Origin of the sequence: Thermoanaerobacter wiegelii Rt8.B1, from assembly GCF_000147695.2 — a bacterium.
Taxonomy (GTDB): domain Bacteria; phylum Bacillota; class Thermoanaerobacteria; order Thermoanaerobacterales; family Thermoanaerobacteraceae; genus Thermoanaerobacter; species Thermoanaerobacter ethanolicus.
The window spans coordinates 1277291-1301090 of the sequence record NC_015958.1 but is presented as its reverse complement, the minus strand read 5'-3'; the positions used below and the strand labels follow the sequence as shown (position 1 = coordinate 1301090).

Genomic DNA, 23800 nt, shown 5'->3' with positions numbered 1-23800 from the left:
CTTCACCTCAAGCTTTTTAAATAATCTATTTCCTTTTGTGTCAAATACCTCCACTCTCCTGGTTTTAACCCTTCTAAAGATAACTCACCAATTTTAGTTCTTGTAAGAGAAATAACAGGATGTCCAATAGCCTCACACATTCTTCTAACTTGTCTATTTTTACCTTCATGAATTTTTATTTCTACAACACTTGTCCCATTTTTAACTGCTAAAATCTCTATTTCTGCTTTCGAAGTCAAATAATCTCCTATCAAAAGTCCATTTCTAAACCTTTCCAACTCTTCTTGTGTTGGAATTCCTTTGATTTTTGCAATATACGTCTTCACAATTTCATGTCGAGGATGCATTAAGATATTGGCTATCTCCCCATCATTTGTGAGTAACAGAAGCCCTGATGTATCATAATCTAAGCGGCCAACAGGATATATTCTTTCCTTAACTTTAACTAAGTCCATCACTGTAGGCCTGCCAAACTGGTCTTTTACGGAAGTAATATATCCTGTTGGCTTATTTAACATAATATAAACTTTTTTCTTTTCTCTTCTCACAATTTTATCATCAAATTCAATTATGTCAACATCAGGATTGATTTTTACTCCCAACTCTTTTACTACTTTTCCATTTACTTTTACACGGCCTTGTAAAATATACTCTTCGCACTTTCTTCGTGAGGCTATTCCACATTCTGCTAAGTATTTTTGCAACCTTTCCATTTGTGTTCACCCATTTTTTCGTTTATACAAGTTTTTCGTCATAAATTTTTAATAAATTATTTCTCATGATCCTTTCTTTTATCAAGTTGGTATCAGTAGTATAAAGGCCTAATTGTTTCATCCTCTCAAAATATTCTGCCCCTGCAAAAGTATACCTCTTTTTCAAGCCTTCTTTCGTCTTTATGCTTTCATTAGCATATGCTATCAAATCACCAGAAGCTAAATTCCTTGGTAACTCCAAAAGAGGCATGCCAAGAGCTAATCTTACGCTGTTATGTCCAGCAAGACATCCTGTCACCATTGCCTCAGTATGCCCAGTAAACAAGCCAGACTTCTCCCCTGCACATAATAAATTCTCTAAACCTATAACTTTCATTGTATTATCTCGCGGTGCCATTGACAAATATCTTACAGAATTAGCTTTTCCTCCAGAATAGGGGTCATCATAACGTGCTCTTTCTAAGCCAGGAATTTTTCTAAGTTTTTCTAATGGATAAAAAGGAGTCATGAGCTTTACATAACCAGTATCTAATAGTATAACATTTTCTGCGTATTCTGGCAATGCATATTGTTGACACACCTTCAAATTCAATTTTTCCATGTTAATATCTTCTTTAGGCACAGGCAATACTATTACTCCATCTCTTTCCAACTTTTCTCTTATCTCTTTGCTTAAAGATTCTTTATTTAATTTACATGAACCACTAAAAGCACCATAAACTTCATCTGCCCTCATTCCTAAAAGGTCTTCTACCCCTGCCCTATAACTTATGCTAATTCGAGGGCCAAAAGAAGGGCACCTTAAAATACACATAGCACATCCGTTTCCATATCTTAGGCAATTGCCCATAGGTCCTGTAGAACCCGTAGTTTCTATAAAAACATCTCCATACTCTATAGTATCATCTGCTAAAACTATTCCTTTTATTCTTTTTTTGCTTTCCATCACAACATCTGTAGCTCTTGTCATCAGCTTAATAGTAACCCCTTTTTCAAGTAACATTTTTCTAATCATTGGTTCTACCATTGTCACATCATACAGATTTGCATGAGCATGGCCAGGAAAGTTGATATTTACATGTCTTGCTGCCTTATCTGTTATTTCAATAAGTTCATTTCCACCCAAATATATAAGTTCTTCTGCAGCAGTATATCTCCCGTTATTTCTCATTATACCTCCTACAAGTCCGCATCCCAAAAGCATATCAGTCTTTTCTAAAAGCACTACTTCCGCCCCTGCTTTTCGAGCCGTTAAAGCAGCTGCACAACCAGCCCAACCTCCACCTATTACAACAACTTTAACCATGTAACATCTTCCTTTCCAAAGCTTTTCTAATATCCACTTGAACCTTACAGGTTCTTACTTTTTGGTATCCTATCTGAACTTCACAACTACCACATATCCCTTCACCACAGCATATAGTATTATTGTTTGAAACCGCTAAATAGGCTTCTTGATTATATAAGTCCAAATAATTTAAAATATTCACATGCTGTTCATCAGAGCCTCCACTATATACAACCGTTATTTCTTTATCTTTAATTAACTCCTTTAAAATTCTTTCTCCTTCTTCGCTTAAAAGGTCTGTTTCAATTATCATTATATTAAACTCTTTCAAATAGTCATTTATAAAATTTACTCCTACTTTTCCTTTGTCTACGATAGCAATAACTTTGTTTTTGTTGTTTATTAGTTTTGAAATAACAATTACCCCCGGAGCTTGTGCAATTCCTCTCAAAACAACTAAAGCCTTAGAATTGTGAATTCCTTTAATATACCTATGACCTAAAAGCCCATTCCAATAAGGCCCTCTTAAATAAACCTCTTCTCCTTCCTCAGCTTTTTGAATCAATTTTGTTTTTGGACCACTTACTTGTATAGCTATCTTGATTATTCCTTCAAGCTCGTCTGCATACATTACTGACATAGGAGTATCAAAAAAAGGTGGGCTTGAAATTCCCCTTAAAAAAACAAAAGAACCTGGTTCATTCAAATCTCGTGCCATCTTATTTGGTACTTTAAGAGTCAAAATTATAACTTCTTCGTTAATTTCTTCCCTTTTTAACACTTTAGAAAAAATTGTGCTGCGGGTAGCTTTAGCCTTGTATCCTGCCCAAACAAATTCCTGAAAGATACAAACTCCTCGCCAATTACAATCGCAAAAATTTTTCCCCTGAAGTTGTGAACATACTATGCACTCATTTAATTCAGCCAAATAGCAAGGACAATAATCAGTACCAGCGTCAATGCATTCTAATCTATTTGCCAATTTATCTCACCTCCAATTTCACACTAATAAAATATTCTTCAAACTTAAAAACTATTACAAAATCGAGTAGGAGCTGAATCATTATTTTATTCAGCGTCCTCTCACACCACCGTACGTACCGTTCGGTATACGGCGGTTCATTAGGAATTATGTACAATTCTTAGTACATCGTTTCTTCCATCCCTTGACGCCGATGATATACTATGCACTTCCGTTGTCTTTTGAAATTCCCTTTCTCTATCCAACGGATAGCCTCTTTGTTGAGTTGTCTGCAGTCTTCGCATATCTCTCGAGTTCATAGGATTTCCGAAACCTCCTAATGTTCAGTCCTTCCTTATCTATTCATGTCTAGATAAGTACTATGACCTCTGCTGACTTCTCAAGGTTCAGCCATACATCACTGTATGGGTTGTCACTTCATATTTTACTTCCATGACTTATCCTTGAGACCTCCCCGGGTAAGAACGATAGCTTTCATCTCATATATCTGCCAGATTTACTGTATGGGATTCGGGTAGTGTTGGACTTTGTTTTGATGTGCAAACTCGTCCATCCCAATTCAGCCTCTTATCTGGTTCTTGTTCATCAGACCGAGATTTTGCCTTAAGCTTCCTTCAGATTCCACCTCATGATGGACACCCTTGCTCTCGGCTAGTGGTTCCCACTACCAAGCCCACAGCGGACTTTCACCGCCTAGCTATCGCCCATGCCGGGCGCACACAAATAACCCTCTTGAGTCATATTCAAGAGGGATTCAGCACCTTTAACCAATTTTTTATTATCTTTTGAAAATTGTAACCAAACTCTTCTTGTTCTACTTTCTTTAAGGCTACACAATTGACATCACAAACTTTTTCTTCTCCTATCTTTACTGTCACATAACCTATTTTTTCGCCTTTTTCAACAGGAGCTTTGACACTTTTGGGAAGATAAAATTCTAAATTCACATTCTGCTTCTCCTCTTCTAATGCTGGAATAACACATGCTTTCTCACTTACAACTGATACAGTATTTTCTTTCCCACCTTCTACTTTTACCTTCTTAATTAACTCCCCTTTTTCTAAAACTTTATAGGGTTTGTACTTTGAAAAAGCATAATCTAATATTTTCATGGAATCTTCCCACATAGGAGGACTATTTAAAACAACTGCAATAAATCTCCTTCCCTCTCTTGTAGCAGAAGATACAAGACACCTACCTGCTTTATTAGTAAATCCAGTTTTTACTCCATCTGCTCCTTCGTATATCCATAAGAGCTTATTTTTATTTCTCAAATATCTATCCCATTCTTTCCCTTCCCAAGGAATTGTCTTTTCTTTTGTTGATACAATCTCTGTAAATTTAGGATATCTAAAAGCATACCTTGTTATTAAAGCTAAATCATAAGCAGTAGTATAATGGTCATCAATGCCAATGTCTAAACCAGAAGGTGTTACAAAATGGGTGTTATATGCCCCTATTTCTTTTGCTTTTTGGTTCATAATTTCGACAAAACTTTCTACACTACCACCTATATGTTCCGCAATAGCTGTGGCGGCATCGTTCCCTGAGTTTAACATAAGTCCATAAAGTAAGCTTTCCATATCAATTTTTTCTCCTGGCGAAAGCCAAATAGATGAACCTCCAACGCTTGCAGCCCTTTTGCTGACAGTTACAATATCATTTAAATTACCTTTTTCTAAAGCAACCAACAAAGTCATTATTTTTGTAGTGCTTGCCATTGGCAGCTTTTCATGAGAATTTTTTTCATATAACACTCTCCCTGTCTCTTGGTCCATTACAATTGCTGCTTTAGCAGAGATAGAAGGATAGCTCTCAGCATACACTTTTACAGAAGACATAAAATACAACAAAATAAAAAGATAAAGTATAAATTTTTTCATTTTAACCCACATCCTTTCGCTTTGCTCAAGCACAAATTGTAATGAAAGTGTGCTTTTGAGCGATATTTTTGATATAATTTCTTTAAAATATATAGATATACTACAAAGCACGGAGGAGGGAGTGGAATTATTTCTCCCACTCATTGGACTCAAGTCCGCATTTTAACATGTGTAGAATATCCTCTCAAGCACAAATAAGTGTGACTCTGATCACGTACACTAATCATTGTATAAGCAATTCCTTAGTGTTTTATGTGCTGGATATTCAGTCAATGTCTATATATTTTAATTCTTTCCCTTTTGGAGGGTTGTTTATGTTAAAAATTGTTCACCCTATCTGCTGTGGCATAGATGTCCACAAAAAATTCCTAGTTGCTGCTATTGCTATTACTGATTCTAACAATGTTACTACTTATGTTAAAAGACGCTTTTCTACCTTTAACTCTGACCTTATTAAGTTAAGGGATTGGCTTCTCAGTTACAATTGTTTCGAAGTCTGCATGGAATCCACCGGTAAGTATTGGATCCCAATCTTTAATGTCCTTGAAAAATCCTGCCATGTTGTTATTGCTAATCCTAAGTATCTCCGTGCCATTAAAGGGCAAAAAACCGATGATAAAGATGCTACTTGGATTGCCAATCTATTTAAATTCAATATCGTCCCCTCTAGTTTTATTCCCCCTGAGGATATCCGCATGTTACGTGAACTTGTTCGCTATCGTTTTAAACTTATTGGTCATCGCTCTAGTGAAAAAAACAGGCTTCAAAATGCCCTCACCGTATCCAACATCGCTTTAGCCTCCGTCGTCACTGATTCTTTCGGTAAATCTGCTTCTTCTATCATTGATATATCTTAACTTGCGATACTTTTGACCCTGAATACTGCAAGTCACTTCTACACAAAACTCTTTATAAAAAGGCTGACGAAATCATTCAGTCGATTATTGGATACGAATTGAGGGATGATCAATCAGTCAAGATGAAGGTTTGCAGAAAACACTATGATTTTATTAATCAATGTGTTTCTGATTTAGATAAAGCCATTTCTCAATTAGCCAAACCTTATCAAGACTTGATTGATATCGCTGTTACTCTCCCTGGCATAACCGAAAAATCGGCAACTTATATCATCGCTGAAATCGGCACGGATATGACAGTTTTTAAATCTGACAAGCACCTTTGCTCTTGGGCTGGTCTTTCTCCCCAAAACAACGAAAGTGCAGGTAAGAAAAAATCTGTCCATGTCTCAAGAGCAGGTGTTTATTTAAAACCTCTCTTAATACAGTGTGCCAATGCAGCAATTAGGGATAAAAAGAATCCTTATTTTAGGCTTAAATATGAACGTATTAAAAAGCGTCGCGGTCATAAACGGGCAATTGTTGCTATTGCTCGTATGATCCTTACTTGTCTCTATCATATGCTTTTGAAAAGGGAACCTTTTAATCCTTCTGACGCCGATTACATTAATATGCCAGAAAAACTTTATCAAAAGCATAAGCAACAATATATTAAGAAAGCTATTAAACTTTTAGAAAAAGAAGGTTGTACTATTATCCCTCCAACTATTACTTAACATTATTATATATTACCATTATCTGGATTTTGGGCAGCTTTATTTGGTGCCCTTTTTTGTCATGCCCAAATTTCACTATTTCACTTTCACACTATGCCTCCTTTATATACAAAAAAGTGGGATTCCCCACTTTTTAAATATCAGCATTGTTATTTATTGTTGGATTTTGTACCTTTTTTGTCGGCTTACCTTTATTGAACAAGTTTTGTATTTCTTCTATCAATTTAGGCGTCAAATCTATTATTCTCTCCAGCATAGCACTTTGAGTAACTGGCAAGAGTCTGATTTGCCCTTGGCCAACCACCATAAAGGCAACGGGTTGTACAGAAACCCCTGCGCCACTGCCACCGGCAAAGGGCATGTTTTGAGATGAATCTTGTTCTGCACCTTTTTTATCATTTTTTGGCAAGTTAATTTCACCGCCTCCAGCAGCAAAGCCAAAGGTCACACGAGAGATAGGAATTATTATCGTTCCATCAGGAGTTTCTACAGCATCTCCTACTATTGTATTGACATCTATCATGTCTTTTAAGCTTTCCATGGTCGTTTTCATCAAAGCATCGATTGGGTGGTCACTCATTTATTTTCACCTCCCATTTAAACTACCCAAAAACTTTATTCCATTAATAATAATATTACCACAGGTTATTTTAAATATGCAAATTAAATTTCCTTCTAACTTATTCTGACCATAGTAAGGTGTGATATAAACCTCCGGCGCATTAGTAAAAGTAGCATTATTATATATCGGCATAAGAGCTGTATATATTGTTCCCCATAAAGAGCCGTTCAAGATAGCAGTCCAAGCTGCATCTTCTAAGCCAATTTTTAAATTTAAATAAAATCTATAAACAATAGTATCTTTTAGCACATCTTTTAAAAATTCTATAATCTTAAAAAAATCTTTATATCCTATATCTAAAGTCGAAAATTTTCTCTCTTTTTTAGTTCTCTCTAATTTTTTTGTTCCTACACTTTTAAGTATCTGGATGCCAAAAATTTTAAAATACAATTCCTCTTTTTCAGGCTCTTTCTGTAATTTAAAGGTCAAAAAATTTACAAAAAATATATTAGCTGCTATTTCCAGGGAAATATTTTTCTCCTCTTTATTCGCTTTTATTTTAATTTTAAGAGGCAAAAAATACAGTAAAATCAAAAAAATAAGGATTATAAAAACAACAGACAAATATTTCATCATTTCACCTCATATCACGCTGTTTATAAGCCTTTTCTAAGCAAGATTTAGGTCTTTATTATAGTTTTGGTAAAAAAATTGATAGTTATTAAAAACTGCCTATATTGTATTTTTATCCATATAAAGGAAATATAGTATCTTGATATATGATAACCTCTTTTTGAAAAAATAGCAAGTACAATTGTAGAAAACTTCTATGTAAAATTGTACTATAAATTGCAATATTAAATGCAACACTTAATGAAAATCATGTAGATATAGGATTTGGGACAAATCATATATAACCTTAAGCCCATCTTAGTTAACAAATTGAGCGAAGGTCGTAATTTGTCAAGGGTTTAAGTCAGGCGAAGCCTGCCCCTTGACAAATCACGAGCGAGCTCTATACTTTATAAGAGATGGGCTTAACAGATTTTTGCCAGTTCCTCATAAAAGCATTCTTTAGGTGTTTTATAATTTAACAATTTTCGTGGAAGGTTATTAAGCCAATTTTCTACTCTCTTTATCGTATCTATAGATAAATCTTTAATACTTTTTCCTTTAGGGATAAAACGTCGTATAAGACCATTATGTCGTTCATTCGTAGCTCTTTCCCAAGATGAATATGGATGTGTATAATATACTTCTACCCCATATTCTAAAAGAGTACTTTCTAAATCACTAAACTCTGTACCATTATCAGATGTTATGGTTTTAAATACTTTGTTTAAATTATCACCAAATATATCTTTTAATTTTGATAGTGCATCTTTAACAGATTTGCTGTCTTTTGCATCTAAAAGAAGTATTATTTCATGGCGAGTCTTACGCTCTGTTAATGTCAAAAGGACCTTGTCATTAGACTTCTTGCCAATTAACGTATCTATTTCCCAATGTCCAAAAACTTCACGGCTTTCAACTTCTTTAGGCCTAAAATCAATACTTTTACCCATAATACGTTTATTTTTACGGTTTTGCTTCTTCCTTGGTTTTAAACGTAGTTTTAAAGGTAAATCAATGTTTTTAACTTTTAATAATCCTCTATCTATATAGTTGTAGAGTGTTTTAGTACAAACAATGGTTTTATTATTCCAGCTTGGGTCCTTCTTACAATAACCTACAACTGCATCCGGCGACCATTTTTCATGTAATATTTTATTTTCAGCATATTTCAAAAAATCTTCTGCTTTAGCTGCTTTAAATTTAGCTCCACAATTTGAACGATTTTTTTCGTAGACAGCCTGACCAGTTTCAGGGAAATAGCTTGTATAAGAAGACAAATCACTTCTAAGTTGTGTAGTAGTTCCACGTTTAATTTCACGGCTTATGGTACTTGGAGATCGATTAAGTTTTTTAGCAATATACCGAATACTCCTTCCTTCCTTGAGTAATGCATAGATTTCTCCTCGTTCATAGCTACGGCAGTGTAAAATTTAAGTAGGTGAAATGAAGCAGGAAAAAGGGGGTCAAATGTAGAAAAAAGACCTCACCACCAAAACACAATCAAAAACAAAAATGAAAAGGAAGGTGAGGTCTGATATGTTAGATATTCGACACATAGTGGGTGCAATCCTGCTTTTTGCTAATGGTTTAATAAAAATAATAAAAGAAAGCAAAGACTTTTATGAACTTGAAGAAGGTATACATGAGCTTACGCAGAGAATTTCCAATCAAATTTTTGCATGGGCTTTAGAAGAAATAGATACTCGTCTTATGAAGGAACGTGATCGTAACATATGGGAAGTAGTAGGATTTAGGGCGAAACAGGTTGTTAGTACATTTGGAGAATTTATTTACAGGAGGCGTCTTTACAGAAATAAACAGACAGGAGAGACAAAGTTTTTGCTAGATGAGTTATTGGGTTGGCCATCCCGTTCCCAAATAACGCCAAGGTTAAGAGAGATAGCTGTAAAACTAAGTACAGAAATGCCGTTTAGGCGCGCAGCAGAGATATTAAGTTATCTTTTTCCTGGCATTAGTCCAATGACAATTTGGAAAGCAGTACAGGAATTAGGGGAAATTTTAAAACAAGATAGTGAAGAAAGAAGGAAAGAAGTTTTTGAATATGGAGAGGTTCCTAAAGGAGAGAAGGTTACAAAGAGACTGTATATCGAAAGTGACGGGGTGATAATAAGACTACAAAGAGCAGATAAAAAGAGGGGAGAAATAAAGCATTTAATAGCCTATGAAGGCAAAGAGAAGATAGATAAAGAGCGATATAGATTGAAGAACAAGCTAGTAGTAAGTGGATTAGGTAATAGTGAAGAGATATGGGAAGAGACTTATGCAAAAGTGGGATGCAAATGGGATATAGAAGGTGTAGAGAAAGTATACATAGGAGGAGACGGAGCAGAATGGCCGAAAGAGGGTTTAGAATATTTTCCTGCTGCAGAGTATAGATTAGATCCATATCATCTTAACAGACAATTAACAGAAGCACTTTGGTATGACGAAGAAACTTATGACAAAGTACGTGAAGCTATTTATCAAGGCGACCTACAAAAAACTGAGGGAACATTAAGGGAGGCGATAAAGAGAGCCAAAGGAGAACGTAAGAAAAAGCTCTATTAAAAGTAGAGACGCAATATTTCGTTTCATATATAATCCTCCCTCGTATAATTAATTTTAAAGGCAATAAATTTGTCTCACTTCTTAAAATTTAATAAAGCAAATTTATAACTGGAAATCTTTAATATTCTCATCTTGTCTAAAATCTTATCTATTGCCATGAATCCGTAATATTGCGCAATATGCAGGATTCATGGCGCGGCCGTCTCATCTTTTTTCGGCCTTATTATTTACTTTTGAGATAACTTGTAGCATTATTATACTGTAAAGTTAATGTGGGACAGGCTTTCGTCCTCCATGCGGCTTGACCGCTCTTTTAAGTGTGGTCCCTACACCAGATTTGCCTTTTCTTACGCGAAATCTGCTTTGTCATATATAAGCCCCTGGCAGCAGAGGATTCAGGCTTATATATTAAGAGCTAATTGCGAGGTTGCTACATAATCTGGTTGCTAGGGTTATCTCAAATTAACTTTTACTTACTTTATCACTTTTGAAAGGAGGTGTAACAATCTTGAATAAGCTTTTTGTTGGTATGGATGTAAGCCTGAATGATGTCAAGGTTCATATTCTCGACCAGGAGGGTAATGATGCTTCCTCTCGTTTTTCTGTAGAAAATAACCCTCATGGTTGTGATGTTATAGTATCACGTATCTTGGAGTGTTGTAATAAATACAATATCCAAAAGGTCTTTATTGGTTTGGAATCTACCTCAGTCTATGGCTGGCACCTCCAGTATTATTTGGCTGATCATTTTGCTCTTAAGCCTTATCAACCTTCTATTACTACTTTTAATGCTAATATTATTAATGCTTTTAAAAAGTCTCTCGGCAATTTGCCTAAAAATGACTGGATGGATGCCTTTGCTATTGCTGAAAAACTGAGATTCGGTAGACTCCCTAAATCTTGTTCTGTAGATTTTAGATATCTTGCTCTCCAGAGGCTTACTCGCCATCGCTTTCACATTGTTAATAGTATTGTTAGAGAAAAAAATTATTTACTCAGCAATTTGTTCCTTAAGTTTAGCGGTTTGTGCCAAAATAAAGTCTTTAGTAATAATTTTGGAGCAACTGCTACTGAAATGTTTAATGAGTTTTTCACCCTTGATGATATTGCGGCTCGACCGCTTGATGAGCTTGCCGGCTTTTTGGTTGATAAGAGTAAAGATCGCTTTGATGATCCAGAAGCTACAGCTAAATTGCTTCAAGAGGCTGTTCGCAAGTCTTATAGAATTAATGCTACTGTAGATGATTCTTTAAACTTTGTTATCAAGTCTTGCTTTGATAATCTACAGTCCCTTGAAAAACAGAAGAAAGCTGTAGAAAAAGCCATTATTAATGAGGTAAAAGGATTTAACAATGAATTTCTTTGTCTTACATCAGTAAAAGGTATTGGCCCAACCATCGCAGCCGGCTTAATATCTGAGATAGGCGGAATTTCAAGGTTTGATAATGATAATGCCCTTGCAAAGTTTTCCGGCCTTTATTGGTCAGAATACCAGTCTGCTGATTTTAAAGCGGAGGACACATATCTCAAGCGTACTGGTAATGAGTATCTCAGATATTATTTTATTCAAGCAGCTGACCAACTCAGGAAGTATTTACCTGAGTTCTCACAATACTATGCTCGCAAATTTAAAGAAAGCAAAACTCACAAGCATAAACGTGCTCTTGTATTGACTGCACGTAAAACTGTAAGGTTAGTCTTCGCTCTGCTGCGCGAAGAAAAACTTTATAAATCCCCAATAATGAAAGGAGATGATTGTATAAGTTAACATATTATCCCATAACCATATTTTACATTAATTTCCATCAGCTTATTGCGTGATGGTTAGCTTTGCTATGCCCTTTTTTAGGTTATTTTATTAAATTTTTTTTGAATTTTTTTTATCACCCTCTTGACATATTACCGAAATACTTAAGGTGTGATTTCAATTTGCGGTAACTCTTTTAAAGATTTAATTCCAAAATACTTTAAAAAATCTTCTGTAGTAGTATACAGTATTGGCCTACCAGGAGATAAAGCCCTTCCGCTTTCTTTGATCAAATTATACTCCAGCAAAGTATTTATAGCTTTATCGCTTTTTACACCCCTTATTCTTTCAATTTCTGCCCTTGTAATAGGTTGATTATAAGCTATTATAGCCAAAACCTCTAATGCTGCTTGAGAAAGTCCTTGTTTTATTTCTAATCCCAAAGCTTGTCTAACTATTTCTCCATAATTATCATTTGTACACATTTGAACTTTATCTTCAAAAAATATAATATCTAAACCGCGATTTTCTCGGTCGTAATATTCTTTTAATTTGTTTGCAACATCTACTATTTCCTCTTGAGAAAGTCCTACTACTTCGGATAAGGTTTTTAATTTTACTGGTCCCCCTGCTGCGAACAATATAGCTTCTATTTTTCCTTCATTGCTCATTTTTTTCTCCTCTCCTAAAGGATTTAATAAGTATATCCCCATAAGTAGTCTTTTGTTCCGCTATAATTCTATTTAATCTCACTAACTCTAAAACAGCGATAAAAGAAACAATAATTTCTCCTTTTGCTCGACTTTTCTTAATAAGTTCACTAAACCAAAGGAAAGGCTTTTTTACTAATTTCACTAATAACTCTTTAATCTTATTCTCTACAGTATATTCATCTTTTTTTATTTCTATTTCATTTTCTCTGGCGTTATTTTTTGAAATAACTTTAAGATACGCTTTATATATATCTTCACTAGAGTAGTTTAAAGCAATTTTTTTATCTATATATTTTACTTCAGACTCTTCTCTAAAAAAACGAGAACCAATTTTGCACATTTCTTTAAAAGTCTGGGCAATAATTTTATATTTCTTGTACTCAATCAATTTAGTTACTAATTCTTCTCTTGGGTCTACTTCTTCCATTTCTAATTGTTGTCCCTCAAACTGCTGTTTGGGAAGCAACATTTTAGATTTAATTTCTAATAAAGTAGCTGCCATTACAATAAATTCTGATGCCACATTTAAATCCATTTCCTGCAAAGTTTTAATATATTCCATATATTGATCTAAAATAACTGAAATCGGGATATCCATCAAATCAATTTCATTTTTTTCTATAAGGTGAAAAAGCAAATCAAAAGGTCCTTCAAACACTTCTAATTTTACGTTGTACATCTTCACACCTCAAAAGGCTTTAAAATAAGAGTTATAAAAGAGTCCAAAGCATTCATAAGAGGCCCCATGATTTGTCCTATAACCCCAGTGAAAACAAGAAGGAGCAAAATAACCTGTCCATACATTTCATATTGAGAAATCATATAAGCTTCTCTTGGGGGTAACAAACTCCACAGTACTTTTGAACCATCCAAAGGCGGCACCGGTATTATATTGAAAACAGCAAAAATTAAATTGTAAATGTACAATAGATATAAAAGTGGATACAGTATTGGAACATCTTTAAATGCTATCATCAATATTCGAGAAACGATAGCCAACAAGACGTTGGAAAGAGGGCCTGCTAAGGATACAAGCAATACACCTTTTTTTCTATCTCTAAAATATAAAGGATTAATAGGAACAGGTTTCGCCCACCCAAACCTTAAAAGCCAAAGCATTAAAAGACCAAGGGGGTCAATATGAGCTAACGGATTTAATGTAAGCCTGCCACTTTGCCTTGGAGTAGGGTCCCCCAATTTATCTGCCACATAACCATGGCTAAATTCGTGGAAACTCATCGCAATAAGAAGTGCAGGTATTCTATATAAAAAATCTATAAAATCTATCAAATTTATTCTCCTTTCTTTAATTTTTCTATCAGTTTTTTCAAAAATGCAATTTCTTCATCTCTTGTAGCAATAATTCCATTAATTTTCGCCTCAAACACATTATCCATTAATTCCCCATATAAAGAACCGGGAGGAAGTCCTAAATTTTCTATGTCTTTTCCCTTTACAGTCAATTTCCCCTTTATAATTTTTTCGGCTTTTTCTCCTTCCATTACTTCAATAGCTTTTAAAACTTCTTCTTTTGTTTCTTCTATAGTTTCTCTTATTTTTCTGATATTTTTATTTTGGCAATTGAGTTGCTCTCTCAAAAAAACCAAGTCTTTTAAAGCCTTGAGATAAATTTTATTTATTCGCAACCTCTTTTCAATTTCATTAATATCTTTTTCTTTTAGATAGTAAAAAAGCACTAAAAATCTGTATAATTCAATTTCCAAATTTACATATACTGTATCGAGATGTTGAGTATTAAGTGTAATTCCATCAAAAATAACTTTATCAATACCGTAATAAATAAGCTTATCAATCATCTCTTGGGCTTTACTTTCTTTTAAAATTAAAAAGATTTCATTCCTTATTCTATCAGCAGACAAAAGTCTAATATTTTCTATTGATTCTTTCATCAAATTGTGTGTCTTTTCTTCAATCTCAAAAGAATATCTAGTAGCATATCTTATAGCTCTAAATATTCTGGTAGGGTCATCAATAAAACTTTTAGGATGAAGGACTCTAATTAAACCCTTTTTTAAGTCCTCTAATCCATTAAAATAATCCAAAATCTTCTCTTCTATTACATCATAAGCCAAAGTGTTTATAGTAAAATCTCTTCTTGCCATGTCATCGTATATATTTGAAAATTCGATTGTTGGCAGTGCAGCAGGACGTTCATAATACTCTTTACGAGCAGATATAATATCAATAGAAATACCGTCATAACTTAAGGTAGCAGTCCTAAAAGCTTCATACACTACAATATCACCTTTTAAATAAGAAAGCAATATATAAGCAAACTCAATTCCGTCTCCTTCCACTACTACATCAATATCAAGGTTTTTAACCCCTAATAAAAAGTCTCTTACAACTCCACCTACAATATAAGATTTAATTTTTGTTTTTAAAGAAATTTCTTTCAGCAGTTTAATTAAATCTATTTCATTAATCTCTATACGCAAAAAATCACCCTTTTACCAACAAAATAATTCCTTGCTTTTTATATTATACCATAGGAAAAGATAAAAAAATAAGTATAAGTTAAAATTCATTAACCTATACTTATTTCTTAGTCTTTGAATTAAAAATTAAAGAAAAAATGTACCCAAAAAATACTGCAGCAGAAATTCCTCCGGCAGTGGCTGTCAATCCTCCTGTAAAAACTCCAATCAATCCATCTTTCTCAACAGCTTTTATTACACCTTGGGCAAGGGAATTTCCAAAGCCCAAAAGGGGTATTGTAGCTCCTGCACCACCTATATCTATCAATTTCTTATAAACTCCAAGGCCTCCAAGTATTGCTCCTAATGTCACATATGTTACTAATATTCTTGCAGGAGTCAATTTAGTCTTATCAATCAAAATTTGTGCAATAGCACAAATCAAACCTCCCATTAAAAACGCTTTTATATAATCCATATTGACCTCCTTATAATGTTGTCGATATTGTAATAGCATGGGCAATCCCAGGAATAGATTCCCCTTGCTGGCTGCTGGTAGGAGATAAAAGAGCTCCCGTCGCCATAAATAAAACTTTTTTATAGACTCCATTTTGTATTTGAGATAACAGCCATCCATTCAAAACCACTGCAGAACAAGCCGCACCGCTGCCACCAGAGTGAACGTCTTGTGATTCATCAAAAATTTCTATTCCACAATCTTTATACTTGCTTTCTATGTCATACCCCTCTTTATACAGTAACTCTAAAAGTATGTCTCTCCCTACTCTTCCCATGTCTCCCGTCATAATAAGGTCATAGTCTTCTATTGTAAAACCTGTATCTTTAAAATGAGTGATAATTGTATCTGCTGCAGCAGGTGCCATTGCCGCTCCCATGTTATTGGCATCCTTCATCCCCAAATCTACAACTTTGCCAGTAGTAGCATGGGTAATATAAGGGCCTTCTCCTGTGGAGGCTAAAATTGTAGCTCCTGCACCTGTCACCGTCCACTGTGAAGTAAAAGGCCTTTGAATGCCTTGTTCTAAAGGATATCTGAACTGTCTTTCTGCAGTAGAAAAATGGCTGGAAGTTGCCGCTATTATATAGTCAGCATAGCCTCCATCAATAAGCATAGCCCCTAAAGTCAATCCCTCTGTCATAGTAGAACAAGCACCATACAATCCGAAATGTGGCACATTCAGTTGTCGCGCAGCAAAATTTGCACTTATAATTTGATTTAACAAATCACCACCTAATAGGTAATCAATTTCTGAAATCTTGAGATTGGCCTTTTTTAATGCTAAATTTACAGCATCTTGAAACATTTTTGACTCTGCTTTTTCCCAACTTTTTTCTCCATAAGTATCGTCTACTAAAATCATATCAAAATAATCTCTTAAAGGTCCTTCTCCTTCTTTAGGTCCTACAATAGTGCCTCCAGCTATTATAGAAGGAGGATTTTTAAACTTAATAGTTTGTGTGCCTAATTTTTTTTTGCCATATCTAACTTCCCCTTTTACTTTAAAAAATAATATATCAAACCTATAATAATTGAAGTACTGACCCCATATACAATAACAGGTCCTGCAATTGTAAACATCTTTGCTGCCGCCCCAAAAACAAAACCTTCCCTTTTAAACTCCATTGCCGGTGACACAATAGAATTTGCAAAACCTGTTATTGGCACTATAGAACCTGCCCCTGCAAACTTCCCTATATCGTCATAGACCCCAATTCCAGTTAAAAAAGCCCCAAGAAATACCATAGTAATTGATACAAGAGTATTGGCATCTTGCATAGAATAACCTCTTGATAGGTAAAAATTTAAAAAGAACTGCCCTATGTCGCTTATCAATCCTCCTACTACAAAAGCCATTACTAGGTTTTTAAGCAAAGCAGGTTTAGGCTCATATTTCTGTGCTATGTTTTTATATTCTTGCTCTTTTTTTACATCTCTTTCCATTAATTTCACCCTTCCTTATGACAAGAGCACCATAGACGGTGCTCCTTTATTTTCAACCTAATTCTTTATCTGCTCTATAAGCTATTTGTATATTAGCTTTATATTCTACTATTTTACCGTTTTTTACATTTGCTGTTTGATTGATAATTTCAATTCCTGATATATTGTCAATAGACTTAGCTGCCTCTTCTACAGCTTTGTGTATTGCATCTTCCCAGCTCACTGTTGAATCCCCTACAACATTTAATACTTTCACAACTGCCATACAATTTCCTCCTCCCTTATATACCAAATCAGCACTGTCAGGTATTTTTTTATTGGTTTTATGCATATAAAAATAGCTAACAGCAAAAATTAGCAATATTGCCACGATTATAATTAACATCTTTTTCATTTTCATTTCACCAGCCATTATTAGTATGTGAAGATAAGCAAAATTAATTCAAAAAAAGTGTAGTATTTGTGTTAAAATACTACACTTCTTCCAATTCTTTTCTTAGTTTTTGTAAAACTTTTTTCTCAATTCTAGATACTTGCACTTGGGAAATTCCTAAAACACTTGCCACCTCCATCTGCGTCATATCCTTGAAATATCTCAAAAATATTATTTGTTTTTCTCGTGGTTTAAGTTTATTTATAACCATCTGTAAAGCTAATTTATCGTCTATATCAACTTCTTTTTCCTCTTCACTCACCATTTCAATTAAAAGCCTGTCATCTTCGTCATGAGTTGCGTTGTCATATAATGACTCAGCAGTAGCAGCCGATTCAAAAGCCATAGCAATTTCTTCAGGACTTACATTTAATCTTTCAGCAATTTCATTAATAGTTGGCTCTCTATTTAATTCATTGCTTAAAATCTCTTTAACATAAAAAGCTTTTGTAGAAAGCTCCTTTAAAGAACGACTCACTTTTATTAATCCATCATCTCTTAGAAATCTCTTAATTTCTCCCATTATTATAGGTACTGCATAGGTTGACAATTTTACATTGTAAGATTCATCAAATTTTTGAATTGCCTTTACAAAACCTATACAACCTATTTGATACAAATCCTCCAATTCATATCCTCTATTAGAAAACTTTTTAACAATACTCCAAATAAGGCCACTATTTTCTAAAATTAATTTTTCCAAGCTTTCTTTATCATTTTTTTGTGCCGCTCTTATCAATTCCAAATTCTCATCACTTTTTTCAAAATTCCCTTCTTTCATAAAGTCACCTCATTTATCAGACCTTATATACTTTGTCATTCGGACAAGAGTTCCCTTTCCTGGAGTTGATTCAACTTCTAATTCATCCATAAAGGTCTGCATGACAGTAAAACCCATTCCTGCTCGCTCTTCTTCTAAGCGAGTAGTAAAAAGAGGTTGCATAGCTTTCTCAATATCGTCAATCCCTTTTCCCTCATCTATGACTTCAATTGTTATTTTGTTACCTGAAATAAAAGCTTTAATAGTAATGATGCCGATCTTATTCTCATATCCGTGAATTATGCAGTTAGTAACTGCTTCTGAAACAGCAGTTTTTATATCTGCAATTTCCTCAATTGTCGGATCTAGTTGAGCAGCAAAAGCTGCAACAACAGTCCTTGCAAAAGACTCATTTTGCGACTTACTTAAAAATTTTAACTCCATCATGTTTGTGTATTCCATGATAATCCCCCTTCTATATTTCCTTTAAGGCTTCTTCAATGTCATTATAACATTTAATTATACGCAACAATCCAGAAACTTCAATAATTTTATGTAATTGCTTATTGGCATTTACTATAGCTACCTTACCATTATTCTCTTTGATTTTTTTATATCTTCCTATTATAACGCCAATTCCTGAACTATCCATAAAATTTACATTTTTAAAATCAAAAATTAAATTTTTACACGACTTTTTTTTATACTCGTCATCAATAACACTTTTTATGCTCTCCGCCACATGATGGTCTAACTCACCTTCAATTTTTACTATCAAAGCATCCCCTTTTTTTGCAAATTTTACTCTCATTTTATCAACCTCCCCCTATTATATTCGATGTAAATTTTAAAATTCCTCCTTTTTTGTGATATTTTTCTAAAAAATATAAAAAGCACTAAACATCTGTTTAGTGCTTAAGTAAACTACTGATATCTTAGCCATCCAATAAAAACTTTATTGAGATTTTCAAAAAAGTTCGCTTTTTCTACTACTTCCTGAGGATATATGTTAAATGTCTTTATAATCTTGCCATCCTGTGTTATTTTTACAGTGCCTATTGGGACCTCTTTGGCCAGAGGAGCTAATACAGCATTCTTTAGCTCCACCTCTGTTTTTATATTTTTACCTTCTCCTTTTTTAATCAGTATATACTCATCATCGCGGCACACAACACTAACAGCCTGCTTTTTTCCTTTAAAAACTTTGACATTGCCAAAACTTTGCCCCTTTGAAGCTACTTTTACACTTTCATAATTAGCAAATCCGTAATCTAATAACTTAGCCGCTTCACTAAACCTCGTCTCAGAATCAGGTGCTCCAAATACCACCGCTATTAGCCTTGTATCTCCCCTTTTAGCTGTTGCTGCCATACAATAAAGTGCTTCCGAAGTAGATCCTGTTTTAATACCATCTGCTCCTTTATAGCGCCATAATAATTTATTAGTATTTATGAGACTAAATTTCCCATTTCTTAAAGAATCTAATTTATTGGTTAGATATTTAAATATGCTCTCGTGCTTTACTAATTCCCTTGAAATCATTGCAATATCATATACGCTTGTCAAGTGCCCTTCCTCAGGTAGTCCAGTTGCATTTTTAAAAGTAGTATTTTTTGCTCCCAATTCCTTAGCCCTTTTATTCATCATTTCAACAAAATTTTCCTCTGTACCCGCAATATACTCAGCTAAAGCAACAGAAGCATCATTTGCCGAATTCATCGCTATAGCCTTCATTAAATCATCTACTGTCATTTCCTCTCCTACTTCTAAATATATTTGTGTACCTCCCATATCAAAGGCATGTTTACTTGTGACAACTTTATCTGTTATTTTAATTTTACCAGAATCTATTGCTTCAATCGCCAGTAAAAGAGTCATTACTTTGGTAACACTGGCAGGCGGCAAGGGATTATGGCTATCTTTTTCATAAAGAATTTGTCCAGTATTAGCCTCTATCAAAATAGCAGATTTTGACTTTAAATTTAAAGTATCAGCATATACTGTGCCATTTAAGACAAAAGAAATAGCTAGTATCACACTCACTAATAATGTTAAAAGCCTTTTAAACATAAAATCACCCTCCTCATCACTATTTATTTTGCGCTGGAGGGTGAATATTATACTTTTTATATTTTTAAGCACGAGGGTGAAATTTATTATAAACTTCTTTTATTTTTGATTTTGAAATTAAAGAAAGTAAATTTGTATTTAAATCTGTTTGATAACCTAACATTTCTTGAACAGCTCGAATATCTGCACCATTTTGAAGCATATGCTGCGCAAAAGATTGTCTTAGCGTATTTGGAGTAACAGGAAAGCCAGGATTAATTTTATCAGTGTATTCTCTTATTATTTTCCAACATCCTTGTCTTGTAAGTTTTTGCCCTCGCAAATTTAAAAAAGAGTATTTTCTCCATTTTTTGCTTTTCTTCCTTTTTCAATGTAATTTTTTAAGGCCTCAATTGCATGAGAGCCTATTGGAATAACTCTTTCTTTATTAGAGCGAATAACTACATAGCCATAAGAGAGATTCACATCTTCTAATTTTAAAGAAATAACTTCGGAGACTTTAAGTCCTGTAGCATAAAGTAATTCAATAAGAGCTTTATCTCTAAGTCCTTTTTCATCATCACCAAAATCTAGTGAAAGTAACATATCTACCTGTTCAACTGTTAAAGTAGTAGGCTGCTTTTTTTCTACTTTCGGGGTATTAATCATGTATGTTGGGTCTTCTTCTATTTTCTTTTTCATAAATAGATAATGATAAAAGGCTTTAAGAGAAGAAAGATTTCGAGAAACAGTTGCTTGCGATTTGCCTTTTTTCTTCAAATAATAAAGATAATTTAATATTGTTGATTTTTTGACATTATAACAGTTTATTCCGATTTCTTCAAGATAATTCAAAAACTGGTTTATGTCTCTGTTATAAGATTCAAGAGTGTTTTTTGACAGTTTTTTGTTCTTTTTTAAAAAATCCAAAAACTCCCCAACCGCATTATTTAACATATTCTTTACCCCTACAATTCTTGAATTTTTATAATAAATCCATTTAATTATAAATATTCAACATAAATCGTCATTTTCCTTCTTTTATGGTGAAAAAATCGGCAAAAGTAATATATAAGGTGAAAGATAAGATTCTATCAAGCAGCCTATTAATATAACTAAAAACCCTGCATATACCATAAAAGTATAAGATACGAATTGTGATACTAATTCTTCTAAATAAAATTTGCGATTTTTCAAAAGATATAAAGAAAAATTAATAGCCGTTACAGATATAAACAAGATTCCTAATAAGACAAAAATATTTTGAGGCAAAATTCCCATCAATACGAGTAGTATCCCTTTTGTTTCAAATTCTTTTATCAAAACTCCAATAGAAAATCCTAAAATAAAACCTCTTATCCCCACAAGCAAAAATATAAAAGGAATCCCTATAATTGTAGCCCCTAAAATCCATAAAGCAAAAACAGTAACAAAATTATTTAAAAGCGACTGTTTAAAAATTTGAGTAGAATTTAAGTCTACAGATTTTGCAATTTGATAAAATTTCGAAATATATCCTATTATTTGCTCCATCTGTATGTCAGTGAGGTTATTAACAGTAAAAGATCCTGCTGCTATTCCTATCATTAAAGACATTACAGCCAACACATACAATAAAAAATTATTTTTAATATGCAAATAAAGATTTCCTTTTAAAAACTTCAAGAATATTGCCCCCTATTTTTTATAAAGCTAATTTAAATTTATGATTCAAAAGGGGACAATATTCCTTTTAAGTTATAGTAACTTTGCCGTATATTCCTCCTCCTCCCGCTGAAACATCCAATTTCCCTTCTCTTCCTCTCAAAATATTTAATGCCTTTGAAGTTCCTATCACTTTCTCTAATTCTTCATAAGGTACATGATGCAAAGCATACAATTCACTTCCAAAGTAATTCACCAATTTTTCGATAGTCTTACCTCCAATATTAGGAATAAATTCTAAGGGAATTTGATAGACATATAAAGGTCTAAAAGGAGGATGTTTTGTATCATAATCTTTAATTTCCTCTATTCTGTCCTTTACACCTAAAACTATATTTGAACTTCCACATTTTAAGCATTTTTTTACAGGAGGTCCTTCCTTCGCAATATAGCCACAATCCAAGCAAAAAGTTCTGTGGTATTTCCCTAATTTAGGATTTAAGCCATAATTTTTTGCAATTTCTCTTCCCTTTTCTCTTTTTATAGCCAACAAAATCTCCTCAAAATTTGCCTCTTTTATATCAAAAACATTAAACTCTCTGCCTATTTTTTCTAAAGAATGGGCATCTGAATTGGAAAGAAAAGTTTTATTTTGTAACTCCTCAATCTGATCAGCCATATCAGAGTCCGCGCTAAGGCCTAACTCTACTCCATAAATATATTGATAAAAATCTTTAAAGACATATTTAAGCTTATCAGTAGAACTGCCATAATAACTTTTAAAGGGAGTAAAAACATGGGCGGGAATCACAACCCCGCTGTATTTTTCTGCGATTTCAACAACTTGCACACTTGTAAGATTTACTCGTTGAGAGCTTAGATTTATATTTTTAATGTATTTAGAAATTTCTTGAGAAAACAAAGAAATACTCTCAATATCTCTAAAATAACAAGTTAAATGAGGAGAACCCTTTTCCTCTTTGCCAATTTCTATTTCACTGCCTAAAATCAAAGTAACTTTATTTTTATACCTAAGCCCTCCTTCTTCAAGGGAGAATAATATTCCTTCTTGTATATATTCTTTTAGCTCCTCCAAAATAAGCGGAGAAGCGCCATCTACAATGCCAACTATATCAATTCCCTTTAATATACTTTTTTCTAATATATTTAAAACAGTTAAATTTTTTGAGGCCGCAATTTTTACAGGAACTCCTTTTATACTCCTTGCAACATGAACATGCAAATCTCCGTAAAATCTCATAAGCTACTCCTCATTTTTAAATAATATAAAATTCCAATTATCGTTTTAGAATCTTTTATTTGATTTTGTAAAATCATTTCCCACAATTCCTCTGGAGTATATTCATATAATTCTAAAAATTCGTCCTCATCAGGTTGAGCAGTGTATTTTTTTAAATCTTTTGCAAAATACAAATACATTTTTTCATTAGAAAAACCGGGAGTAGTATAAAAAGTAATCAAATGCTTTATAAAACTTGCTTCATAACCTGTCTCTTCTAATAACTCTCTTTTAGCACAAATCAAAGGGTCTTCACCCTTTTCTAATTTTCCTGCCGGTATTTCTAATAAAGACTCCTCTGCAGGTTTTCTATACTGTTTGACTAATAAAATCTTTCCTTCTTCATTAACTGCTACTATGGATACACCGCCAGGATGCTCAACTATTTCTCGCGTAGTAACTTTTCCATTAGGCAGTTTTACCTCTTCTACTCTTAAATTTATTATTTTCCCTTCAAAAATCTTGTTGGTGTTAACTGTAACTTCTTTTTGTTCCAAAATTCATCTTCCTTTCTATGTATAATTTTAGCAATAAATACATACTATAGAAATGAGGTGAGAAAAATGATT

Annotated in this window: 26 protein-coding genes and 3 pseudogenes; 4 read left to right on the top strand and 25 right to left on the bottom strand. The window is 33.5% G+C overall.

The window, feature by feature from the left end:
* Nucleotides 1-2 precede the first annotated feature (2 nt).
* The 5 genes from THEWI_RS06395 to THEWI_RS06375 form a co-directional block, all read right to left on the bottom strand.
* Nucleotides 3-713, bottom strand: coding sequence for a pseudouridine synthase (locus THEWI_RS06395; RefSeq protein WP_003870648.1), 711 nt, complete (start codon nucleotides 711-713; stop codon nucleotides 3-5).
* A 22-nt stretch (nucleotides 714-735) separates the two neighbouring features.
* A complete protein-coding gene (locus tag THEWI_RS06390) occupies nucleotides 736-2019 on the bottom strand; it encodes an FAD-dependent oxidoreductase (protein ID WP_014062841.1) in 1284 nt (427 codons plus the stop codon).
* Nucleotides 2012-2983 (bottom strand): sulfide/dihydroorotate dehydrogenase-like FAD/NAD-binding protein, encoded by a 972-nt coding sequence (locus THEWI_RS06385; RefSeq protein WP_004396305.1) that lies wholly within the window; start codon nucleotides 2981-2983, stop codon nucleotides 2012-2014. Before THEWI_RS06385 ends, THEWI_RS06390 begins: the two co-directional genes overlap by 8 nt.
* Nucleotides 2984-3123: 140 nt before the next feature.
* Nucleotides 3124-3282: a hypothetical protein gene (locus THEWI_RS14185; protein ID WP_014062067.1), complete on the bottom strand. Its 159-nt coding sequence runs from the start codon at nucleotides 3280-3282 to the stop codon at nucleotides 3124-3126.
* A gap of 444 nt (nucleotides 3283-3726) precedes the next feature.
* A complete protein-coding gene (locus tag THEWI_RS06375) occupies nucleotides 3727-4866 on the bottom strand; it encodes a D-alanyl-D-alanine carboxypeptidase family protein (protein WP_041589212.1) in 1140 nt (379 codons plus the stop codon).
* Between the two features lie 314 nt (nucleotides 4867-5180).
* Here THEWI_RS06375 and THEWI_RS15790 point away from each other — a divergent pair, with 314 nt between their 5' ends.
* Together THEWI_RS15790 and THEWI_RS15785 are read left to right on the top strand one after the other, a co-directional pair.
* Nucleotides 5181-5723 (top strand): IS110 family transposase, encoded by a 543-nt coding sequence (locus THEWI_RS15790; protein ID WP_208854404.1) that lies wholly within the window; start codon nucleotides 5181-5183, stop codon nucleotides 5721-5723.
* Nucleotides 5724-5845: 122 nt separating this feature from the next.
* Nucleotides 5846-6439: a transposase gene (locus tag THEWI_RS15785; RefSeq protein WP_208854403.1), complete on the top strand. Its 594-nt coding sequence runs from the start codon at nucleotides 5846-5848 to the stop codon at nucleotides 6437-6439.
* A gap of 133 nt (nucleotides 6440-6572) precedes the next feature.
* Here THEWI_RS15785 and ytfJ read toward each other — a convergent pair whose 3' ends face one another.
* From ytfJ to THEWI_RS06355, 3 genes are all read right to left on the bottom strand, one after another.
* Nucleotides 6573-7019, bottom strand: a complete 447-nt coding sequence (gene ytfJ, locus THEWI_RS06365; protein ID WP_014062838.1) for a GerW family sporulation protein — start codon at nucleotides 7017-7019, stop codon at nucleotides 6573-6575.
* A 6-nt stretch (nucleotides 7020-7025) separates the two neighbouring features.
* Nucleotides 7026-7634 carry a DUF2953 domain-containing protein gene (locus tag THEWI_RS06360; RefSeq protein WP_014062837.1) on the bottom strand — a complete coding sequence of 203 codons (609 nt, stop codon included), beginning with the start codon at nucleotides 7632-7634 and terminating at the stop codon, nucleotides 7026-7028.
* Between the two features lie 404 nt (nucleotides 7635-8038).
* The gene (locus THEWI_RS06355; protein WP_052877853.1) at nucleotides 8039-9046 is read right to left on the bottom strand and encodes an IS30 family transposase; all 1008 of its coding nucleotides are present in this window, start codon (nucleotides 9044-9046) and stop codon (nucleotides 8039-8041) included.
* Nucleotides 9047-9152: 106 nt separating this feature from the next.
* On the opposite strand from THEWI_RS06355, the pseudogene THEWI_RS06350 reads away from it, so the two are divergent.
* Nucleotides 9153-10178, top strand: a pseudogene (locus THEWI_RS06350) (ISLre2 family transposase); the annotation flags it as partial.
* Nucleotides 10179-10713: 535 nt separating this feature from the next.
* Nucleotides 10714-11952, top strand: coding sequence for an IS110 family RNA-guided transposase (locus tag THEWI_RS06345; RefSeq protein WP_208854412.1), 1239 nt, complete (start codon nucleotides 10714-10716; stop codon nucleotides 11950-11952).
* 143 nt (nucleotides 11953-12095) lie between these two features.
* Here the strand turns inward: THEWI_RS06345 and scpB are convergent, their stop codons facing one another.
* The 17 genes and pseudogenes from scpB to THEWI_RS06265 all read right to left on the bottom strand — a co-directional run bounded on the left by scpB (nucleotide 12096) and on the right by THEWI_RS06265 (nucleotide 23728).
* On the bottom strand, nucleotides 12096-12602 hold the full coding sequence (gene scpB / locus THEWI_RS06340; protein WP_003870641.1) for an SMC-Scp complex subunit ScpB: 507 nt from the start codon (nucleotides 12600-12602) through the stop codon (nucleotides 12096-12098).
* Nucleotides 12592-13323 (bottom strand): segregation and condensation protein A, encoded by a 732-nt coding sequence (locus THEWI_RS06335; protein WP_014062833.1) that lies wholly within the window; start codon nucleotides 13321-13323, stop codon nucleotides 12592-12594. Before THEWI_RS06335 ends, scpB begins: the two co-directional genes overlap by 11 nt.
* Before the next feature lie 2 nt (nucleotides 13324-13325).
* Nucleotides 13326-13934 carry a site-2 protease family protein gene (locus tag THEWI_RS06330; RefSeq protein WP_014062832.1) on the bottom strand — a complete coding sequence of 203 codons (609 nt, stop codon included), beginning with the start codon at nucleotides 13932-13934 and terminating at the stop codon, nucleotides 13326-13328.
* Nucleotides 13935-13936: 2 nt separating this feature from the next.
* On the bottom strand, nucleotides 13937-15103 hold the full coding sequence (locus tag THEWI_RS06325; protein WP_014062831.1) for a CCA tRNA nucleotidyltransferase: 1167 nt from the start codon (nucleotides 15101-15103) through the stop codon (nucleotides 13937-13939).
* Nucleotides 15104-15203: 100 nt separating this feature from the next.
* Complete coding sequence (gene spoVAE / locus THEWI_RS06320; RefSeq protein WP_003867997.1) at nucleotides 15204-15560, bottom strand: stage V sporulation protein AE; 357 nt, start codon at nucleotides 15558-15560, stop codon at nucleotides 15204-15206.
* Between the two features lie 10 nt (nucleotides 15561-15570).
* A complete protein-coding gene (gene spoVAD, locus THEWI_RS06315) occupies nucleotides 15571-16617 on the bottom strand; it encodes a stage V sporulation protein AD (protein ID WP_014062830.1) in 1047 nt (348 codons plus the stop codon).
* Complete coding sequence (spoVAC, locus tag THEWI_RS06310) at nucleotides 16599-17045, bottom strand: stage V sporulation protein AC (RefSeq protein WP_014062829.1); 447 nt, start codon at nucleotides 17043-17045, stop codon at nucleotides 16599-16601. The genes spoVAD and spoVAC overlap by 19 nt, the downstream gene beginning before the upstream one ends.
* A gap of 52 nt (nucleotides 17046-17097) precedes the next feature.
* A complete protein-coding gene (locus tag THEWI_RS14445; protein WP_014062828.1) occupies nucleotides 17098-17457 on the bottom strand; it encodes a dodecin family protein in 360 nt (119 codons plus the stop codon).
* Between the two features lie 61 nt (nucleotides 17458-17518).
* On the bottom strand, nucleotides 17519-18259 hold the full coding sequence (gene sigF, locus THEWI_RS06300; RefSeq protein ID WP_003870636.1) for an RNA polymerase sporulation sigma factor SigF: 741 nt from the start codon (nucleotides 18257-18259) through the stop codon (nucleotides 17519-17521).
* A 9-nt stretch (nucleotides 18260-18268) separates the two neighbouring features.
* Nucleotides 18269-18700 carry an anti-sigma F factor gene (spoIIAB, locus tag THEWI_RS06295; protein ID WP_003870635.1) on the bottom strand — a complete coding sequence of 144 codons (432 nt, stop codon included), beginning with the start codon at nucleotides 18698-18700 and terminating at the stop codon, nucleotides 18269-18271.
* A 13-nt stretch (nucleotides 18701-18713) separates the two neighbouring features.
* Nucleotides 18714-19049 (bottom strand): anti-sigma F factor antagonist, encoded by a 336-nt coding sequence (spoIIAA, locus tag THEWI_RS06290; RefSeq protein ID WP_014062827.1) that lies wholly within the window; start codon nucleotides 19047-19049, stop codon nucleotides 18714-18716.
* A gap of 113 nt (nucleotides 19050-19162) precedes the next feature.
* On the bottom strand, nucleotides 19163-20308 hold the full coding sequence (locus tag THEWI_RS06285; protein ID WP_014062826.1) for a D-alanyl-D-alanine carboxypeptidase family protein: 1146 nt from the start codon (nucleotides 20306-20308) through the stop codon (nucleotides 19163-19165).
* Between the two features lie 64 nt (nucleotides 20309-20372).
* Nucleotides 20373-20956: pseudogene (locus THEWI_RS15260) on the bottom strand (tyrosine-type recombinase/integrase).
* Nucleotides 20957-21019: 63 nt separating this feature from the next.
* Nucleotides 21020-21244: pseudogene (locus tag THEWI_RS15780) on the bottom strand (site-specific integrase); the annotation flags it as partial.
* An 84-nt stretch (nucleotides 21245-21328) separates the two neighbouring features.
* On the bottom strand, nucleotides 21329-21952 hold the full coding sequence (spoIIM, locus tag THEWI_RS06275; protein ID WP_014062824.1) for a stage II sporulation protein M: 624 nt from the start codon (nucleotides 21950-21952) through the stop codon (nucleotides 21329-21331).
* Between the two features lie 67 nt (nucleotides 21953-22019).
* On the bottom strand, nucleotides 22020-23192 hold the full coding sequence (locus THEWI_RS06270) for an endonuclease Q family protein (protein WP_014062823.1): 1173 nt from the start codon (nucleotides 23190-23192) through the stop codon (nucleotides 22020-22022).
* Entirely contained in the window at nucleotides 23189-23728 is a 540-nt protein-coding gene (locus THEWI_RS06265; RefSeq protein ID WP_014062822.1) for an NUDIX hydrolase, read from the bottom strand. The genes THEWI_RS06270 and THEWI_RS06265 overlap by 4 nt, the downstream gene beginning before the upstream one ends.
* Between the last annotated feature and the right edge of the window lie 72 nt (nucleotides 23729-23800).

What these genes read in the sequence shown, in the direction of transcription:
- THEWI_RS06395 (WP_003870648.1), bottom strand. Translation starts at nt 713, where the DNA reads ATGGAAAGGTTGCAAAAATACTTAGCAGAATGTGGAATAGCCTCACGA.
- THEWI_RS06390 (WP_014062841.1), bottom strand. Translation starts at nt 2,019, where the DNA reads ATGGTTAAAGTTGTTGTAATAGGTGGAGGTTGGGCTGGTTGTGCAGCT.
- THEWI_RS14185 (WP_014062067.1), bottom strand. Translation starts at nt 3,282, where the DNA reads ATGAACTCGAGAGATATGCGAAGACTGCAGACAACTCAACAAAGAGGC.
- THEWI_RS06375 (WP_041589212.1), bottom strand. Translation starts at nt 4,866, where the DNA reads ATGAAAAAATTTATACTTTATCTTTTTATTTTGTTGTATTTTATGTCT.
- THEWI_RS15790 (WP_208854404.1), top strand. Translation starts at nt 5,181, where the DNA reads ATGTTAAAAATTGTTCACCCTATCTGCTGTGGCATAGATGTCCACAAA.
- THEWI_RS15785 (WP_208854403.1), top strand. Translation starts at nt 5,846, where the DNA reads ATGAAGGTTTGCAGAAAACACTATGATTTTATTAATCAATGTGTTTCT.
- ytfJ (WP_014062838.1), bottom strand. Translation starts at nt 7,019, where the DNA reads ATGAGTGACCACCCAATCGATGCTTTGATGAAAACGACCATGGAAAGC.
- THEWI_RS06360 (WP_014062837.1), bottom strand. Translation starts at nt 7,634, where the DNA reads ATGAAATATTTGTCTGTTGTTTTTATAATCCTTATTTTTTTGATTTTA.
- THEWI_RS06345 (WP_208854412.1), top strand. Translation starts at nt 10,714, where the DNA reads ATGGATGTAAGCCTGAATGATGTCAAGGTTCATATTCTCGACCAGGAG.
- scpB (WP_003870641.1), bottom strand. Translation starts at nt 12,602, where the DNA reads ATGAGCAATGAAGGAAAAATAGAAGCTATATTGTTCGCAGCAGGGGGA.
- THEWI_RS06335 (WP_014062833.1), bottom strand. Translation starts at nt 13,323, where the DNA reads ATGTACAACGTAAAATTAGAAGTGTTTGAAGGACCTTTTGATTTGCTT.
- spoVAE (WP_003867997.1), bottom strand. Translation starts at nt 15,560, where the DNA reads ATGGATTATATAAAAGCGTTTTTAATGGGAGGTTTGATTTGTGCTATT.
- spoVAC (WP_014062829.1), bottom strand. Translation starts at nt 17,045, where the DNA reads ATGGAAAGAGATGTAAAAAAAGAGCAAGAATATAAAAACATAGCACAG.
- THEWI_RS14445 (WP_014062828.1), bottom strand. Translation starts at nt 17,457, where the DNA reads ATGGCTGGTGAAATGAAAATGAAAAAGATGTTAATTATAATCGTGGCA.
- sigF (WP_003870636.1), bottom strand. Translation starts at nt 18,259, where the DNA reads ATGAAAGAAGGGAATTTTGAAAAAAGTGATGAGAATTTGGAATTGATA.
- spoIIAB (WP_003870635.1), bottom strand. Translation starts at nt 18,700, where the DNA reads ATGGAATACACAAACATGATGGAGTTAAAATTTTTAAGTAAGTCGCAA.
- spoIIAA (WP_014062827.1), bottom strand. Translation starts at nt 19,049, where the DNA reads ATGAGAGTAAAATTTGCAAAAAAAGGGGATGCTTTGATAGTAAAAATT.
- THEWI_RS06285 (WP_014062826.1), bottom strand. Translation starts at nt 20,308, where the DNA reads ATGTTTAAAAGGCTTTTAACATTATTAGTGAGTGTGATACTAGCTATT.
- THEWI_RS06270 (WP_014062823.1), bottom strand. Translation starts at nt 23,192, where the DNA reads ATGAGATTTTACGGAGATTTGCATGTTCATGTTGCAAGGAGTATAAAA.